At 72.5% G+C, this 15,996-nt stretch carries 14 protein-coding genes; 6 read left to right on the forward strand and 8 right to left on the reverse strand.

Annotation, left to right across the window (positions count from 1 at the left end; translation table 11 throughout):
• Positions 1-77: 77 nt before the first annotated feature.
• The 6 genes from AB0H84_RS49990 to AB0H84_RS50015 all read right to left on the reverse strand — a co-directional run bounded on the left by AB0H84_RS49990 (position 78) and on the right by AB0H84_RS50015 (position 5,190).
• Positions 78-2,219, reverse strand: a complete 2,142-nt coding sequence (locus tag AB0H84_RS49990) for a peptidase domain-containing ABC transporter (RefSeq protein WP_357620894.1) — start codon at positions 2,217-2,219, stop codon at positions 78-80.
• Positions 2,216-2,407 carry a hypothetical protein gene (locus AB0H84_RS49995; protein WP_357620896.1) on the reverse strand — a complete coding sequence of 64 codons (192 nt, stop codon included), beginning with the start codon at positions 2,405-2,407 and terminating at the stop codon, positions 2,216-2,218. The genes AB0H84_RS49990 and AB0H84_RS49995 overlap by 4 nt, the downstream gene beginning before the upstream one ends.
• Positions 2,392-3,372, reverse strand: a complete 981-nt coding sequence (locus tag AB0H84_RS50000) for a TIGR04500 family putative peptide maturation system protein (protein WP_357620898.1) — start codon at positions 3,370-3,372, stop codon at positions 2,392-2,394. The genes AB0H84_RS49995 and AB0H84_RS50000 overlap by 16 nt, the downstream gene beginning before the upstream one ends.
• On the reverse strand, positions 3,365-4,447 hold the full coding sequence (locus AB0H84_RS50005; RefSeq protein WP_357620899.1) for an MvdC/MvdD family ATP grasp protein: 1,083 nt from the start codon (positions 4,445-4,447) through the stop codon (positions 3,365-3,367). The genes AB0H84_RS50000 and AB0H84_RS50005 overlap by 8 nt, the downstream gene beginning before the upstream one ends.
• 17 nt (positions 4,448-4,464) lie before the next feature.
• Positions 4,465-4,608, reverse strand: a complete 144-nt coding sequence (locus AB0H84_RS50010) for a putative ATP-grasp target RiPP (RefSeq protein ID WP_357620901.1) — start codon at positions 4,606-4,608, stop codon at positions 4,465-4,467.
• 168 nt (positions 4,609-4,776) lie between these two features.
• Entirely contained in the window at positions 4,777-5,190 is a 414-nt protein-coding gene (locus AB0H84_RS50015) for a CoA-binding protein (protein ID WP_357620903.1), read from the reverse strand.
• A gap of 113 nt (positions 5,191-5,303) precedes the next feature.
• Here AB0H84_RS50015 and AB0H84_RS50020 point away from each other — a divergent pair, with 113 nt between their 5' ends.
• Entirely contained in the window at positions 5,304-6,737 is a 1,434-nt protein-coding gene (locus AB0H84_RS50020) for an amidase (RefSeq protein WP_357620905.1), read from the forward strand.
• Here AB0H84_RS50020 and AB0H84_RS50025 read toward each other — a convergent pair.
• Both AB0H84_RS50025 and AB0H84_RS50030 read right to left on the reverse strand, forming a co-directional pair.
• Positions 6,725-8,086 (reverse strand): 6-phospho-beta-glucosidase, encoded by a 1,362-nt coding sequence (locus tag AB0H84_RS50025; protein WP_357620907.1) that lies wholly within the window; start codon positions 8,084-8,086, stop codon positions 6,725-6,727. The two genes, AB0H84_RS50020 and AB0H84_RS50025, sit on opposite strands and share 13 nt — an antisense overlap.
• A gap of 10 nt (positions 8,087-8,096) precedes the next feature.
• Positions 8,097-8,876, reverse strand: a complete 780-nt coding sequence (locus AB0H84_RS50030; RefSeq protein ID WP_357620909.1) for a DeoR/GlpR family DNA-binding transcription regulator — start codon at positions 8,874-8,876, stop codon at positions 8,097-8,099.
• A 140-nt stretch (positions 8,877-9,016) separates the two neighbouring features.
• Here AB0H84_RS50030 and AB0H84_RS50035 point away from each other — a divergent pair, with 140 nt between their 5' ends.
• The 5 genes from AB0H84_RS50035 to AB0H84_RS50055 are packed head-to-tail and all read left to right on the forward strand — an operon-like array spanning position 9,017 to position 15,927.
• Positions 9,017-10,207, forward strand: a complete 1,191-nt coding sequence (locus AB0H84_RS50035; RefSeq protein ID WP_357620917.1) for a carbohydrate kinase family protein — start codon at positions 9,017-9,019, stop codon at positions 10,205-10,207.
• Between the two features lie 6 nt (positions 10,208-10,213).
• Positions 10,214-11,572 carry an extracellular solute-binding protein gene (locus AB0H84_RS50040; RefSeq protein ID WP_357620911.1) on the forward strand — a complete coding sequence of 453 codons (1,359 nt, stop codon included), beginning with the start codon at positions 10,214-10,216 and terminating at the stop codon, positions 11,570-11,572.
• A gap of 2 nt (positions 11,573-11,574) precedes the next feature.
• Positions 11,575-12,456, forward strand: coding sequence for a sugar ABC transporter permease (locus AB0H84_RS50045; RefSeq protein WP_357620919.1), 882 nt, complete (start codon positions 11,575-11,577; stop codon positions 12,454-12,456).
• A complete protein-coding gene (locus AB0H84_RS50050) occupies positions 12,453-13,253 on the forward strand; it encodes a carbohydrate ABC transporter permease (RefSeq protein WP_357620913.1) in 801 nt (266 codons plus the stop codon). The genes AB0H84_RS50045 and AB0H84_RS50050 overlap by 4 nt, the downstream gene beginning before the upstream one ends.
• A gap of 19 nt (positions 13,254-13,272) precedes the next feature.
• A complete protein-coding gene (locus tag AB0H84_RS50055) occupies positions 13,273-15,927 on the forward strand; it encodes a sugar-binding protein (protein WP_357620915.1) in 2,655 nt (884 codons plus the stop codon).
• The last annotated feature ends 69 nt before the right edge of the window (positions 15,928-15,996 follow it).

The raw sequence follows: 15,996 nt of genomic DNA on the forward strand, positions 1-15,996 counted from the left end.
CGGCCCCGGGCGCGGCGGCAGACGCGCCCCGGACGGCAATCGGGACACAAGCCCCGTCCAGTGGCAAGCCATCACGATCAGGCGGCGCGCTCCGTCTGAGCGGCCACCAAGGCGGCGTAACGACCTCCGTCGGCCAGGAGCCGGTCATGGGTGCCCCGCTCGACGACGCGGCCGCCGTCGACCACCAGGATCAGGTCCGCGTCGCGGATCGTGCTCAACCGGTGCGCGATGACGATCCGGGTCTGGGTCAGCCGGGCGAGGTGGCTCTCGATCGCCGCCTCGCTCTCGCTGTCGAGGTTGCTGGTCGCCTCGTCGAGCAGCAGGATCTTCGGCCGGGAGAGCAGGGCACGCGCGAGGGCGAGCCGCTGCCGCTGGCCGCCCGAGAGTCCGGCGCCCTCGGTGAGCATGGTCTCGTACTTCATGGGCATCTCACGGATCTCGGCGTCCAGACGGGCGGTCCTGGCCGCCTCGACGATCCGGTCGAAGGAGGCGCCGGGTTCGTTCAGTGCGATGTTCTCCCTGATCGTGCCGGTGAAGAGCGAGGGGTCCTGGGTGACGACGCCGAACTGCCGCCGCAGCGTGCGCAGGTTCAGCTCGCTCACCGGCACCCCGTCGTAACGGATCTCGCCCGTGGTCGGCGTGTGAAGTGCCAGCAGCAGCCGGGCCAGCGTGCTCTTGCCCGACCCGGAGGGGCCGACCAGTGCGACCTTCTGGCCGGGCTCGATCTTCAGTGAGATGCCCTGGAGCGTCCACGGCGCCCGGGGGTCGTACCGGAAGCCGACGTCGCGCAGCTCGACCGCGCCGCGCAGCCTGAGGACCTCGATGCCGTCGGAAGGCTCGGGGTCGGAGGTCAGGATGTCGGAGAGCCGGTCGAAGTGGGCGCCCGCCTGCTGGAGGCTCCGCATGCTCGACATGAGCGACGACAGCGGCGTCAGCGCGCCGACGGCGACGGCGTTGAGCGCGAGCAGGGCGCCCAAGGTGAGCTCCCCGTCCAGCACCCGCCAGGCCCCGACCCAGAGCAGGGCGAGCGGGGCGAGCACGCGGATGGCGCCGAGCGCCGCCTCCAGCAGGCCCTGGGTGATGCCGCCGCGGATGTCCGCGTTGAGCTGGGCGGTGAAGTTCCTGGACCACTGGCCGACCGCGTGCTTCTCGGCCCCGGACGCTTTGAGGGTCTCGATGCCTCCGATGGCCTGGATCAGCTGGCTCTGTGTCGCCGAGAACGCGGTCAGCCCCTGCTGGGCGAGGTAGTTGACCCGGCGGCCGGTCGCCACCAGCAGCACGATCTGCAGCAGTGCCACGCCCAGCAGGCACGCGCCGAACAGCGGGTCCCGTACGACGACCAGGATCAGATACCCGATCGCCAGCGGCCCGTCCAGCAGGGCCGACAGGATCTGGCCGGTCAGCATCTCCCTGAGCACCGCGACGCTGCCCGCCCTGGTGACCAGGTCGCCGGTGCCTCGCGTCGCGAAGTAGCGGTACGGCAGGGCGATCAGGTGAGAGACCACTCCTCTGGTCAGTTCGGCGTCGGCGCCAGCCCTGACCGCGACCAGCAGCACCGAACGGAGCGCGCCGAGCACGAACTGCGTCACCGTGGCGAGCACGACGCCCGCGCCGAGCAGGCCGAGCAGCGACTCGGCGCCCATGGGCAGCACCCGGTCCACCAGCACCTGCGAGAACAGCGGCAGCACCAGCCCGAGCAACTGGAGCAGCAGCGACGCGAGGACGACCTGCGCGATCAGGCCGCGCCGGCGCATGACGAGATCCTTCAGGAACCGGCGCCGCCACGTGCGCGCCGCGCTGGAGCGCCCGCGCCTGAACTCCGGGCCCGGCTCGAAGGCCAGCAGGACGCCGGTGAACCCGGCGTTGAACTCCTCCGCCGTGAGCCTGCGCCGCCCGCGCGCGGGGTCCACGATGTCGACGCGGCCGGGAGCCCAGCGCTCGACCACCACGAAGTGGTTGAACTCCCAGTGGACGACGGCGGGCATGGGGATGCGGGCGAGGTCCTCGGGCTCGAGCGAGAAGGCCCTGGCGGTCAGCCCCGACTCGCGGGCCGCCGCCACGACGGCGAGCGCGGTGAGCCCGTCCCTGCCGACCTGGAGCCGGTCGGTGAGTTCGTGGAGCGAGACGCGGTGCCCGTGGAACGACAGCACCATGGCCAGGCACGCCGCCCCGCATTCGGAGACGGTGTTCTGCATCAGGACCGGCACGCGCCTGCTCATGACGGGATCCCCGATGCCACGGCGAGCGCGAGCCCGCCCCCGATGGCGAGGAGCACGATGACGAGGCCCCAGAGCAGCACGAACCACCTTCGCCGGATGACCAGCGCCGCGCTCTCCCGGGTGGCGGCGTCGGCGTACCGGCGCAGCGCCTCTTCGCGGTAGAGGGGGCGGCTCACGACCAGTGCCATTCGATCGACGCGCGCTCGCGGCGCTCGGCCAGCCAGGCGTCGAAGGCGGCCTGCCCCGCGGCGGCCAGGGCGGCGGGGTCGTCCTCGCCAGGCCGGCGTTCGGTCACCGAGCCGGTGAGGAAGCCCTTCCCGTGCCGGACAGGCCCGACGACGCTCCCGGGTTCGGCGCCGCGCAGCGGCTCGGGCAGCTCGCGCTCCCACCGGTCACCGGCGGTCGCCTGGGCCTCGACGGCGGCCGTCGTGAGCGCGGCGATCAGCTCATCGCGCGTGGCGGCGGCGAGGGGTGCCGGGCCCGTCACCCACAGCGCCCGTACCCTGGCGAACTCGGCGCGGTGCGCGGCGAGGTAGGCGGGGGCGAGCTCCGCCTCCTTGCGCCGCCGGAACCTGCGGCGGCGGGCTATGCCGCCGACATACTGCTCGAACTGCGGCAGGGACATGCCGATCCGCTCCAGCCAGGCGACGGTCGCCGCGCGGTCGTGCAGGCCACGCCCTCTGCGGAACTCGTCGGCCGCCGCCTGGAGGTCCTCGGCGGCGAGCGGCTCGTCGTCGGCCAGCACCTCGTTGAGGAGCAGGCACTGCTCGACGATCTCGTCGTGCGGGGACATGCCGGCGCGGGAGAGCGAACGGAGCATGGTGAGCGCCTGGGCCACGGACAGGTGGACCTGGTCCACGCTGACCAGCTGGCCCGCCGCCCAGTGGGTCGAGTGCTCGATCAGCCAGGGCACGCCCTCGTCGGCCGGGGCGGTCAGCGCGACCGTCCCGCCGTCCGGGTGCGCGAGCAGGAGGTCGTAGTCGACCACCGGCGTACCGGGCCGGAGGTCGACGACGAGCTGGGCGTCGGTGCCCGGGTGCTCCGCCGTCCACTGCGCGGCGCTCCTGCGGGCCGCGTCCACGTGGGCGCGCCTGCGGGGCAGCCCGCGCAGCAGTTCGACGGCGGACTCCAGAACGGCGCCGAAGTCACTCATGGGGCTCTCCCTCCTGCTGGTGCGCGGCCGTCCGACCGGGGGTCTCGTCGCGGGCGAGCCAGGCGGCGACGGCGTCGCTGATGGGCAGGCCCGTACGCGTCTCGATGAACCCCCAGGCGCCGTTGGGATTGATCTCCAGGAAGACGTAGTCGCCTTCCGGCGTGAGGATCAGGTCGATGGCCCCGTACGTCAGCCCGAACGAGGCGACCAGCTCGGCGCAGCGCTTCTCCACGTCCGCGGGGAGCGCGTGCGGGGCGTACCTGACCCGGTCGTCGTCGTAGTGGCGCCAGTCCTCCCTGGCCGTCCGGGACGCCTGCGAGTCGATCTCGGCGGCGAACACCTCGTCCGCCACGACGATCACGCGCAGTTCCACGGCCTTGGCCACGTACGGCTGGAGGATCACGGGCTCGTGCTGCAGCAGGTGCCGTGAGGTGAGGTGACGGCGGGTCAGCACGGTCGTGTACGTACGGTGCTCCTCGCCGTCGACCGTGAAGTTGTCGGAGTTGATCTGCTTGGCGATGAGCCTGCCCTGGGCGCGCTCGTAGGCCGGGACCAGCTCGGCCGGATCGTTGGTGAACGACGTCTCCGGTACGGAGAAACCCAGCGCCGCCGCGCGGGCCATATGAATGATCTTGTTGTGGGCCTGCCGCTCCGGCTCGCGCCGGGAGGGCAGCCACCGGGCGGGGATCAGGTCCCAGGCTCCGTCCAGGAGGAACTGCGCCTGCCAGGCGACGTGCTCCCGATGGCTCGGCTCCGACACCTCGGCCGACGCCGCCGAGCGGGTAGGACGCCTGCGCCACACCGCCGTCACCGTCGAAAGATCGAGGGCGCCGTGCTCGGTGTGGAGTGTCATCCGGTGCTCACCGTCCGCGAAGGCCACCGTGAGCCGGCTCCTGGCGGGGAAGTCCCCGCTGTCCCACCAGATCACCGGGACGTTCCGGCGCAGCAGCTTCGGCATCACCAGTTCGACCGTGTCGTCCAGGGGGTCGCTCAGTATGAGGATCATGTTCCCGTCGCCTCGTGCCCTGAAGAAGCGGCGGCGGAGCGGGACGAGCCCGCTCCGCCGCCTGATCACCACTCACCCGGTACGGGTCAGTTGTTGGTGCCCTCCCACTCGGCGGGCTTGCCACCGATGTACCAGGACACGGACATCCGGCCACCGGCCACGTCGCCCAGCTCGGCGTCGGTCAGCTCGGCACCGTCAACGGCAAGGTCGTTGAGCGTGATCTTCGACATGTCGTCTCCCCTTTTCACCGCTTCCGCGGCGTGTTCTCGTTCCCCCGGTATTCCGTGGAACCTGTCGTGCTTGTGATGACGAAGTTAGGGATCACGACTTGAAGAGCACTTGGATCGGACTTGTAGTGACTTGTCGCCCCATGAGCTGGTCACGGAAGCGCAGGAGCCCTAACGGCGCAAGGCCCATTCGACGCCCGGGCAGCGGTCCATGACGACGTCGAGGCCGGCGTCCGAAGCGCGCTGGGCCGCGGCCTCGTCGATGACGCCGAGCGGCAGCCAGACCGCCCCGGCTCCGATCGCCACCGCCTCGTCGACCGACTCCCCCGCGACCTCGGAGCGCCGGTAGACGGCGACGACGTCCACCTTCTCCGGCACCTCGGCGAGCGACGGGTATCCGGTCTCGCCCAGCACGGTCTCGGCGGCAGGATGGACGGGGATGATCCGCTTGCCTCTCGCCTGGAGCAGCCGCGCCTGGTCGTAGGCCGTACGCTCGGGGTTGTCGCTCAGCCCGACGAAGGCCCAGGTCTGTGCCTCGTGCAGCAGCCGCTTGATGACATCGCCGTCCGCGAAACGCTTGTCCATGCCGGCAGCAACACGGCGGGCGGGCCTGAGCTTCCCGGAAACCCGCCCTCGAAAGAGGCAGGCGCATGGTGTTCAGTGGGATCCGTCACCCGACGATGCCTGGAAAGGACTCCATGCCGATCTCCCCCGGCCCCTTCACCGGCCCCTTCACCGGCCGTGACGTCATCGGCCTCGCCGAGGACCTGCGCGAAGGCCGCACCACCTCCGGAGAGCTCGTCGAACGGGCCCTCGAAGCCATCGCCGGGCAGGACCGCGAGCTGAACGCGTTCGTCACCGTGGACGCCGACGGGGCGCGGGCCGCGGCGCTGCGGGCGGACGCCGAGCTGGCGGCGGGCACCGACCGGGGTCCGCTGCACGGCGTGCCGGTCGGCGTGAAGGATCTCATCGACGTGGCGGGGATCCCCGCGACGATGGGCTCGCGGCACTTCGCCGGCCACGTCCCGGACACCGACGCCGAATGCGTGACCAGGCTGCGCCGGGCCGGAGCGGTCATCGTGGGCAAGACGACCACGCACGAGTTCGCGTACGGCCCCATGGGCGACCGCTCGGCCAACGGCCCGTCACGCAACCCCAGGGATCCGGCGCGCATGACCGGTGGCTCCAGCGGCGGCAGCGCCGCGGCCGTGGCGGCGGGCATGGTGCCGCTCGCGCTCGGCACCGACACCGGCGGCTCGGTGCGCATCCCGGCCGCTCTGTGCGGGGTCGCCGGGTTCAAGCCGGCGTACGGCGCGATACCGGCGGACGGCGTGTTCCCCTTGTCGCAGAGCCTCGACCATGTCGGCATCCTGGCGGGCGACGTGCGCGACTGCCTGATCGCCTACCGCTGCCTGGCCTCCGCCCAGCTCCGCGAGGACGCCGGTCCGGCGCGGGTGGGCTGGCTCGATCCCGCCGGGCTGTTCGCCGCGGACCCGCGGGTGGTGCGCGCGGTGCGGGACGTGTCGGGTCACGAGGGCGAGTTGCGGCTGCGGCCGGGGCTGGACGAGGAGTTGCGGGAGACGTACACGGCGATCCAGAGCTGCGAGGCGGCGGCGGTGCACGCCGACCGGCTGGCCGCGGCGCCCGAGCTATTCGACCCCGAGGTGCTGGAACGCCTGCGCGTGGCCGCCGAGCTGCCCGGCTGGCGGTACGTCCGTGCCCTGGCCGCGCGCTCCCGGCTCGCCCGGGAGGTGGGGGCGCTGTTCGAGCGGCACGACGTGCTCGCCCTGCCGGCCGTGCCCATCGTGGCCCCGCTGCTCCAGCAGCGCGAGACCGAGGTGGACGGCAGGACCGTCGCCGTGCGTGCCGCCCTGCTCGCCCTCACCAGTCCGTGGAACGTGCTGGGGCTGCCCGCGCTGACCGTGCCCGCAGGCACCGTGGCCGGCCTGCCGGTGGGGCTGCAGCTCGTCTGCCGTCCCGGGCGCGAGCTCCACCTCTTCCAGGCCGCCGCCCGGTCCCTCGGCCGCCCCGTCCAGGAGGCCACCGGCCGTCCCCTCCAAGAGGCCACCGGCCGTCCCCTCCAAGAGGCCACCGGCCGTCCTCTCGAAGAGGCCGCCGGTCACGGCCTCTGAGAGTCGGAGGAGCCGGGGATCGCGGCGGCGAGCTCAGGGATGCGGGCCCGGTAGCCGTCGAGCAGCCGACGGGCCGTCGTCACCGAGTCCACGAGGGGATGCAGGGCGAAAGCCTCGACCGCCAGGCGGGCCGACCCGGTCATGGCGGCCTCGATGGTGGTCTGCTCCACCGCCTTGACCTGCTGCATCAGCCCCAGGAAGCGGCCCGGCAGGGGCCGGGTGGCCAGAGGGCGGACGCCTGAGCCGTCCACCGCGCACGGGATCTCGACGACCGCGTCCGCGGGCAGGCCGGGCACCGCGGCGCCGTTGCGCACGTTGAGGATCATGGAGGTGGGCTCGCCGCGGGCGATGGCGGCCATGAGCGCCAGCGCGATGCCCTCGTACCCGCCCGCCTCCAGGTCGGCGGCGGCGCGCTCGCCGGCCTCGGTGGCGTCGCGGGCCTCGGCCATGTACGACTCGTCGCGCAGCCTGCGCGTCCTGACCCACTCGGCGAGCGCGTCGTCGGGGCGCGCCCGCGCGGCCGCGTAGAAGTCGTCCTGCTGCCGCACCAGGGACTCCCCGCGCGTCTGACCGGAGATCGCGGCCACCGACTCCCGGGTGAAGTAGTAGTAGTACAGGTACTCGTTGGGCAGCGCGCCCAGCGTGCGCACCCAGTCGGCACCGAAGATGCGCGCCTCCTCCACCTGCCGCAGCGCGGCGTCGTCCGCGAGCAGCCCCGGCAGCACGTCGCGCCCGTCGTGGCCGAGGCCGCGCAGCCAGCCGAGGTGGTTGAGCCCCACGTAGTCGGGCGACACGCGCGCGGGGTCGAGCCCGAGCGCGGCGGCGGCCCGCCTGATCAGCCCGATCGGCGAGTCGCAGATGCCGATCACCCGGTCGCCGAGCACATGGCGCATGGCCTCGGTGATCATGCCCGCGGGGTTGGTGAAGTTGATGACCCAGGCCTGGGGCGCGAGCGCGGCCACCCGTTCGGCCACGCGCATCGCGACGGGGATGGTGCGCAGGCCGTACGAGATGCCGCCGGGACCGGTCGTCTCCTGGCCGAGCAGGCCCAGGTCCAGCGCGACCCGCTCGTCGGCGATGCGGCCGGCCAGGCCGCCGACCCGGATGGCGGAGAAGACGAACGCGGCGTCGCGGAGCGCGGTGTCCAGGTCGGTGGTGATCTGGATCTCCGGTGGCTCGTCGTGCCCGGCGGCGAGCCGGCGCAGCACGTGGCGGATGGCCTCGAGGCGATCCTGCGACACGTCGTACAGCACCACCTGTTCCACGCGCGGCTTGGCGGTGTCGCGCAGGAGCGCGCCGTACACGAGCGGCACACGGAAGCCGCCGCCCCCGAGAACGGCCAGTCTCATCGGATTCCCTTCACGCCAGCAGGACCTCGGCGCCGGCGGTCGCGCAGGTGCGCAGCGTCGCCTCGTCGGCGCCCTCGTTCGTCACGATCACGTCGATGTCGTCGGGACCGCACACCCGCAGAGCGCCGGTGCCGGGGAACTTGTGCCGGTCGACGAGCAGCACCACCTGTCCCGCCGCCGCGATCATCGCCCGCTTCAGCGGCACCTCGGCCAGGGTGGTGTCCACGAGCTGCCCGTCCGGCCGCACGCCGCTGACGCCCAGGAACACGCGGTCGGCGACCACCTGGCTGAGCGCGGCCTCGGTCAGCACCCCGACCAGCGAGTGGTACGGCCGGCGCACCATGCCGCCGAGCAGCAGCAGCTCGACCTCGGGATCGGAGCGCAGCACGTCGAGCACGGCGAGGCTCGAGGTGACCACGGTGACGCGGCGCCCGCGCAGCCGGCGGGCGAGGCGCATGGTCGTGGTGCCGATGTCGAGCAGGAGCACCTCGCCGTCGCTCACGAGCTCGGCGGCGCGGGCCGCGACCGCCTCCTTGTCCTGCTCGTCCACGACCGCCACCTCGGCGAACGGCCGGTCGGCGTCCGCGTCGGCGTCGACGCTCGCCCCGTCGTCGAGGAGCAGGGCTCCGCCGCGGACGCGCCGCAGCGTGCCGTCGCGGTCGAGCACCTCGAGGTCCCTGCGGATGGTGGACGGGCTCACGCCGAGCTGGCTGGCGAGATCGCGAACGCTGGTGGCGCCTGAGAGTCGGACCCGGCGCATGATCTCCGCATGCCTGAGGCGCTGAAGCACGGCGCGAGTGTATCAGTCAGTTTCGCGCAGGAACATGCACCTTTGACCAAAAACTCCCAGGAGAGACTTGAAGTGCGCGCGCAAACGTGCAAGATTTCCCACATCTCGATTCGTGCCGGGGAGGATGTATTCCCGTGTCCATGCAGGCCTACGACCCTCTCGCCGACGAGCGCACCCCGGACGCGCCGCAGTTCGACGTCTTCCTGGCGGGCACGGTCTTTCTCGACATCGTCTTCACCGGCCTGCCCGCGATGCCGGCGGCCGGCACCGAGATCTGGGCCGAGGGCATGGGCTCGTGCCCCGGCGGCATCGCCAACCTCGCCATCGCGACCAGCCGGCTGGGGCTGCGCACCTCGCTGGCGGCCGCGTTCGGCGACGACGACTACGGCGACTTCTGCTGGCGGACGCTGGAGGAGCAGGAGTCGGTCGATCTGTCCAGGTCGCGGCGGTTCAAGCAGTGGCATTCGCCGGTGACGGTCTCCATGGCGGTCGACCGCGACCGGAGCATGGTGACGCACGGCCACCCGGCGCCCATGGCGGCCTCCGAGATGATCGGCAAGCCGCCTCGCTCCAAGGCGGTGATCGTGCCGCTCTCCACCGAGGAGCCGCTCGACTCCCCCGACAGTCCGTCCAACTGGGCCGAGCTGGCCCGCCGCGACGGCGCCCTCATCTTCGCCGACGTGGGCTGGGACCCCTCGGGCGTGTGGTCGCGCTCCCTGCTGGACCAGCTCGCGCTCTGCCACGCGTTCATGCCCAACGCGGTCGAGGCGATGGCCTACACCGGCGTCGACACCCCGCGTGACGCCCTCTACGTGATCGCCGACAAGGTGCCCGTCGCTGTGGTGACCGACGGGGCCAACGGCGCCATGGCCATCGACTCGGCGACGGGCGAGGAGGCGTTCGTGCCCGCGCCGCGGGTGACGGCGCTCGACCCGACCGGCGCGGGCGACGTCTTCGGCGCGGGCTTCGTGCTCGGCACGCTGTGCCGCTGGCCGCTCTCCGACCGGCTGGCGTTCGCGCAGCTCTGCGCGGCGCTGGCGGTGCAGCAGTTCGGCGGCTCGCTGGCCGCGCCGGGCTGGGGCGACATCGCCGACTGGTGGCACGAGGTGCGCGACTCGGCCGACCACAGCGGCGCCTACGGCAGCTCGCTGGCCCGCCGCTACGCCTTCCTCGACAAGCTGGTGCCCGCCGTCCCGGTGGGCGCCGTGCGCCGCGCCGCCGCCACCATCGCCCGGTACGCCGACGTGGGCCCCCAGCTCCCCGGTATCCGCCAGGACCGGCCCGACGACGAGGACCCCGACACACCTCGCGTGCCCGCGCAGAAGGAGTAACACCACATGAACCCCCCGCTCCGAGCGCTGACCGTGCTCGCCGCCGGCGCCCTGACCCTGGCCGCGTGCGCTCCGGGCTCCTCGGCCCCGCCCAGTCCGGCGGCCACCCCTCAGTCGTCGGTACGCACCGACGCCCCGAGCCTCGGCAACGTCACGCTCACGGTCTGGGACCAGGAGGTACGCGGCGGCCAGGCCGCCCAGATGAAGCAGCTCAACGACGCCTTCCAGGCGAAGTACCCCAACATCAAGCTCAACCGGGTGAGCCGCTCCTTCGACGACCTGAACACGACCCTGCGCCTGGCGTTGAGCGGCAACGAGCCGCCCGACGTCGTGGAGGCCAACAACGGGCGCTCCTCGATGGGCGCGTTCGTCAAGGCGGGGCAGCTCCGCCCGCTCGACGCCTACGCCGAGGCGTACGGCTGGAAGAAGCGCTACCCGCAGTCCGTGCTGCGCTATTCGAGCTACAGCCCCGACGGCAAGGTGTTCGGCGAGGGCAACCTGTACGGCCTCCCGCAGGTCGGCGAGGTCGTCGGCGTCTTCTACAACAAGGCCAAGCTGACCAAGCTCGGCCTGCAGCCGCCGAAGACGTGGGCCGAGTTCGAGGCCGCGCTGGCCAAGGCCAAGACGGCGGGTGAGGTGCCGATGCAGCTGGGCAACCTCGACAAGTGGCCGGCCATCCACGTGTTCGGCACCGTGCAGGGCCGCGGCGTCCCGAAGGACCAGATCAGCACGCTGGCCTTCGGCCGCAAGGGCGCGTCGTGGAACACGCCCGAGAACACCAAGGCCGCCGAGGAGATCGTCGGCTGGGTCGACAAGGGCTACTTCAACAAGGGCTTCAACGGCCAGGGCTACGACCCGGCGTGGCAGGCGTTCGGCAAGGGCCAGGGTGTCTTCCTGATCGCGGGCACCTGGCTCCTCGCCGACCTGCAGAAGGCCCTGGGCAAGGACCTGGGCTTCATGCTGCCGCCGGGCGCCACGGCCGACGCGCCGCCCGTCGCCACCGGCGGGACCGGGCTGCCGTTCGCGATCACGGCCAAGAGCCCGCACCCTGACGCGGCGGCGGCGTACATCGACTTCATCACCGGCGCCGACGCGATGAAGGTGCTGACCGCCACCGGCAACCTGCCCGTCGCCGACACGGCGCAGCAGAGCGTCCCGGCGGGGCCGCAGCAGGACGTCTTCACCGCGTTCGGCACGGTGACGGCCAAGGACGGGCTGGTGCCGTACCTCGACTACGCGACGCCGACGTTCGCCGACACGCTGGGCGCGGCGCTGCAGGACCTGCTGGCCAAGAAGCAGAGCCCGCAGGAGTTCCTGGCCACACTGGAGAAGGACTATAAGACGTTCGCCGAGAGCAACGGGTGAGCATGCTCCGGCAGCCTCCCGGGGAGCCGCGCCGCGTCGCCTATCTCTACCTGCTTCCGGCGTTCGTCGTCTACGCGCTCTTCCTGCTCTACCCGATCGGGCGCGCGGTGCAGCTGTCGCTGTACGACTGGGACGGGCTGTCGCTCGGCCGCTGGGTCGGCCTGGACAACTACGTCGCGATCGTCGCCGACGAGGGGCTGCGGGCGGCGTTCGGCCATGCGCTCGTGCTGATCGTGTTCTACGCGGCCGGGCCGCTGGTCATCGGGCTGGGGCTGGCCGCGATACTCAACCACGCCAAGGTGCGCGGGCTCGGGTTCTTCCGCACCGTCGTGTTCCTGCCGCAGGTGGTGGCCATGGTCGTGGTGGCCGTCGCCTGGCGGCGCGTCTACGCGCCCGACGGCACGCTGAACACGCTGCTCGGCGCGATCGGGCTCGACTCGCTCACGCGGGGCTGGCTGGGCGACTACACGTTCGCGCTGCCCGCGGTCGGGGTGGTCGGCACGTGGTTCGAGACCGGGCTGGTGACCGTGCTGCTGCTGGCCGGGATGAGCCGCATCCCCGGCGAGCTGTACGAGGCCGCGCGGCTGGACGGCGCGGGCGCGGTCAGGGAGTTCTTCGCGGTCACGCTGCCGTCGGTGCGCGGGGAGATCGCGGTCGCGCTGACGCTGACGGTGATCGCCGCGCTGCGCACGTTCGACCTGGTGTACGTCACCACGCGCGGCGGGCCCGGCGACTCGACGTCGGTGCCGTCGTACGAGGTCTACCACCGGGCCTTCGGGCTCAGCCAGATCGGCTCGGCGGCGGCCATTGGCGTCACCCTCACCGTCGTCATCTTCGTGATCTCGTTCGGGATCAACCGGTTCGCGGACAGGAGGGTCACGTGATCTCGCGCGGTGAGCGGGTGGCCAACTACGTCATCCTGTCGGTGTTCGCCGCGTTCGCGCTCTTCCCCATCGTGACGATCCTCTCCGCCGCGCTCGGCCCCGCCGACAGCGGCGGCACGTCCGGGCTGGGCAACTTCACGGCGGCGTGGGAGATCGGGCACTTCGGCACGTACCTGCGCAGCAGCCTGGCGGTGTCGTCGTTCGTCGTGGTCGTGAGCGTGGTGCTGTCGATCATGAGCGGGTACGCGTTCGGCACCATGCGCTTCCGCGGCCAGTCGGTGCTCTTCTACCTGTTCATGCTCGGGATCATGATGCCGAGCGAGGCCATCGCGGTGCCGCTCTACTTCGACCTGCGCTCGCTCGGGCTGATCGACACGTTCTGGTCGGTGGCGCTGCCGCAGGTGGCGCTGTCGGTGGCGTTCGGCACGTTCTGGATGCGGGCGTACTTCCGGGCCTCCAGCCGCGCGATCGTGGAGGCCGCCCGCATCGACGGCGCCTCGACCTGGCGCATCCTGTGGCAGGTGCTGGTGCCGCCGGCCCGGCCCGCCGTCGTCACGCTGACCGTGCTGGTCTTCATGTGGACGTGGAACGAGTTCCTCATCCCGCTGATCATGGTGACCAGCGAGTCGCTGCGGACCGCGCCGCTGGGTCTGGCCTTCTTCCAGGGCCAGTACACCTCCGGCTTCACCCTGCTCGCCGCCGGGTCGGTCATCGTCGCGACCCCGGTGGTGATTTTTTACCTGTTCCTTCAGCGCCACTTCGTCCGCGGTCTGCTCCAGGGGGCAGTCCGCGAGTAGCCGCCCTTCCGGAGGTCCCATGCGTAAACGCCTGTCGCTGCTGCTGGCCGCCACGGTCGCGCTCGCCGTCTTACCCGCCGTCCCGTCCGTAGCCTCCGCCGGTTCGCCCGTGGACCTCGACGCGCTGTTCGTCGGCGCGCACCCCGACGACGAGGCGTTCAGCCTGTCCACGCTCGGCCAGTGGAAGGAGGAGCACGGCGTCCGCACCGGCGTCGTCACCGTCACCCGCGGCGAGGGCGGCGGCAACGCGGTCGGCCCCGAGGAGGGACCGGCGCTCGGGCTGCTGCGCGAGGCCGAGGAGCGGTCGGCGGTCGGCAAGGCAGGCGTGGGCGAGGTGTTCAACCTCGACGACGTCGACTTCTACTACACGGTGAGCGCCCCGCTGACCGACCAGATCTGGGGCGCCGACACCCTGGAGAAGGTCGTGCGGGTGGTCCGGCAGACCCGGCCCGAGGTGATCCTGACCATGGACCCGGCGCCCTCCCCCGGCAACCACGGCAACCACCAGCAGGCGGCGCGGCTGGCCGTGCAGGCGTTCTACGCGGCGGCCGACCCCAAGGCGTTCCCCGAGCAGATCACGCGCGAGGGGCTCAAGCCGTTCGCGGCCGCCCGGCTGCTGCTCGGCGGCGGTCGCGGCACCTCGCAGACCGGCCCGTCCTGCGCCTCGACCTTCCGTCCCGCCAACCCCGCCCAGAACGTGTACGGCGTGTGGGGCGGGCGCCCCTCCCAGAGCCAGGGCAAGACGTGGGCGGCCGTCGAGCGTGAGGCGCAGCGCACGTACGCCTCCCAGGGGTGGGCCGGCTTCCCCGACGTGCCGGCGGACCCGGGCCAGCTCGGCTGCGACTTCTTCACGCAGGTGGACTCGCGGGTGCCGTTCCCCGCGCCAGGCAGCGCGGCGGCCTCCGCGCCCACGGCGATCCTCGACGGGGCGCTGACCAGGGCGTCCGGCACGGTCCCGCTCGGCACGTCGTTCGGCCTGAGCACCAGCACGTTCGACGTGCGGGCCGCAACGCCGTTCACCGTCAAGGTCACGGCGACCGCGCCCGCGCGCGAGCCGCTGGGCCGGTCGTCGGTGCGGCTGGGCGTCCCCGAGGGCTGGCAGGTCAGCGGCCCGGGCGAGCTGGGCAGGCTCGCCGCGGGACGCACGGGGACGGCGACGTTCACGGTGACGCCCGGCCAGGGCACCGGACGGGCCCGCGTCTCGGCCACGCTGACCACCGAGCACGGCGGCGGGTACACCGACCGCCAGGTCGAGGTCAGCCCCGCCGTGCGGGCCACGCAGCAGCCGCTCCCCCAGGTCGCCCAGTTCGAGAAGTGGACGGCCGAGGTCGGCGTGCCGCAGCTGCGCGGCACCGTCACGCCCGTGCTCACGCTGCCCTCCGGCGGCTCCCGGCAGGTCGGCGTCGTGGTGACCAACGTCAGCGACACCACCAGATCCGGCACCGTACGCGTGGACCTGCCCGCCGGCTTCACCGCGGACCGCGTGGAGGCGCCCTACACCGATCTGGCCGCCGGCGCCTCGACGACGGTGCCGTTCACCGTCACCAACTCCGATCCCTCGCTGAAGACGTCCAACGAGGGCGGCGACTACGCGTACACCATCAGCGTGGATGGCGCGGTCGCGAGCAGGCCGGCGCTCGAACTGGTCCCGAAGACCTCCATCCCGCAGGCGTCGCCCACCGTGGACGGCGTGGCGGGCGACGGCGAGTACCCCGGGGCCGCGCTCGACATCTCGCGCCTGTGGGAGGGCACCGCCTGCTCGTCGGCGGCCGACTGCTCGGGCACGGCCCGGATCGCCTGGCACGACGACACCCTCTACCTGCTGGTCCAGGTGAAGGATGACGTGCTCGGCACGCGGCTGGCCACCGCCGACTGCAAGCGGCACTGGCGTACCGACTCGGTGGAGGTCACGTTCGACCCGCGCGGCACGTCCGAGAACACCTCGACCACGTTCAAGGCGGCCGTCCTGCCCGTCACCGCTGAAGGCCCCCCGTGCTTCGAGCGGGACGCCGACAACCGGCAGGGACCGGGCGAGCAGACCGCGCCGGGCATGCGCGTGGCCTCCAAGGTCGCCCAGGACGGCTACACCGTGGAGATGTCCATCCCGATGGCGCTGCTGCCGGGCTCCGTCGACCCCGCCCACCTGGGCCTGAACATCCTGGTCTACGACTCCGACACCCAGGACAAGACCGGCCAGACCCGTATCGGCTGGTCCACGTGGGGCGGCGTGCAGGGCGACCCGTACCGGTGGGGCGTCGCCACGCTGGCCGGCTACCAGCCGCCCGCGGACCGGCCCGTCCCCGACCCGGTGATCCCGGACACGGCCCTGTCCAGCCTGGACTCGCCGCAGTCGCTGGAGCAGGCGGTACGGGTGCACGTGCCGCTCGCGGGCGGCCCCGCGGCGAAGGAGTCGGAGAGCGGCTGGGTCACCTCCGCCACGGCCGGGCAGAACGGGGTGAAGGTGACGGTACGGGCGAACGCGGCCGGCAAGGCGCACGTGTTCGTCCGGGATGACCAGGGGACGGCGGGCAGCCGCGTCGTCACGGTCTCCCGCAAGGGCACCACGACCGTGACCGTGCCCCTGGCCCGCGCCCTCGCCGCCCACCCGGCGGTGGTGGCCGGCTGGGAGGCGTCCGGCGGTGGCACGGCGGCCTCGCAGGTCAGAGTCCGCTGAGAGGTCGGCCGTCTCCGCAGAAGTACACCTGCAGGGTGGGATAGGCGGCAGGGGTGGGGATGTGGGGCC

The organism is Nonomuraea sp. NPDC050786 (assembly GCF_040654115.1).
In the GTDB taxonomy this organism is placed as follows: Bacteria; Actinomycetota; Actinomycetes; order Streptosporangiales; family Streptosporangiaceae; genus Nonomuraea.

Coding starts and splice junctions, on each gene's coding strand:
- AB0H84_RS49990 (WP_357620894.1), bottom strand. CDS start 2,219: ATGAGCAGGCGCGTGCCGGTCCTGATGCAGAACACCGTCTCCGAATGC.
- AB0H84_RS49995 (WP_357620896.1), bottom strand. CDS start 2,407: ATGGCACTGGTCGTGAGCCGCCCCCTCTACCGCGAAGAGGCGCTGCGC.
- AB0H84_RS50000 (WP_357620898.1), bottom strand. CDS start 3,372: ATGAGTGACTTCGGCGCCGTTCTGGAGTCCGCCGTCGAACTGCTGCGC.
- AB0H84_RS50010 (WP_357620901.1), bottom strand. CDS start 4,608: ATGTCGAAGATCACGCTCAACGACCTTGCCGTTGACGGTGCCGAGCTG.
- AB0H84_RS50015 (WP_357620903.1), bottom strand. CDS start 5,190: ATGGACAAGCGTTTCGCGGACGGCGATGTCATCAAGCGGCTGCTGCAC.
- AB0H84_RS50020 (WP_357620905.1), top strand. CDS start 5,304: ATGCCGATCTCCCCCGGCCCCTTCACCGGCCCCTTCACCGGCCGTGAC.
- AB0H84_RS50025 (WP_357620907.1), bottom strand. CDS start 8,086: ATGAGACTGGCCGTTCTCGGGGGCGGCGGCTTCCGTGTGCCGCTCGTG.
- AB0H84_RS50035 (WP_357620917.1), top strand. CDS start 9,017: ATGCAGGCCTACGACCCTCTCGCCGACGAGCGCACCCCGGACGCGCCG.
- AB0H84_RS50040 (WP_357620911.1), top strand. CDS start 10,214: ATGAACCCCCCGCTCCGAGCGCTGACCGTGCTCGCCGCCGGCGCCCTG.
- AB0H84_RS50045 (WP_357620919.1), top strand. CDS start 11,575: ATGCTCCGGCAGCCTCCCGGGGAGCCGCGCCGCGTCGCCTATCTCTAC.
- AB0H84_RS50055 (WP_357620915.1), top strand. CDS start 13,273: ATGCGTAAACGCCTGTCGCTGCTGCTGGCCGCCACGGTCGCGCTCGCC.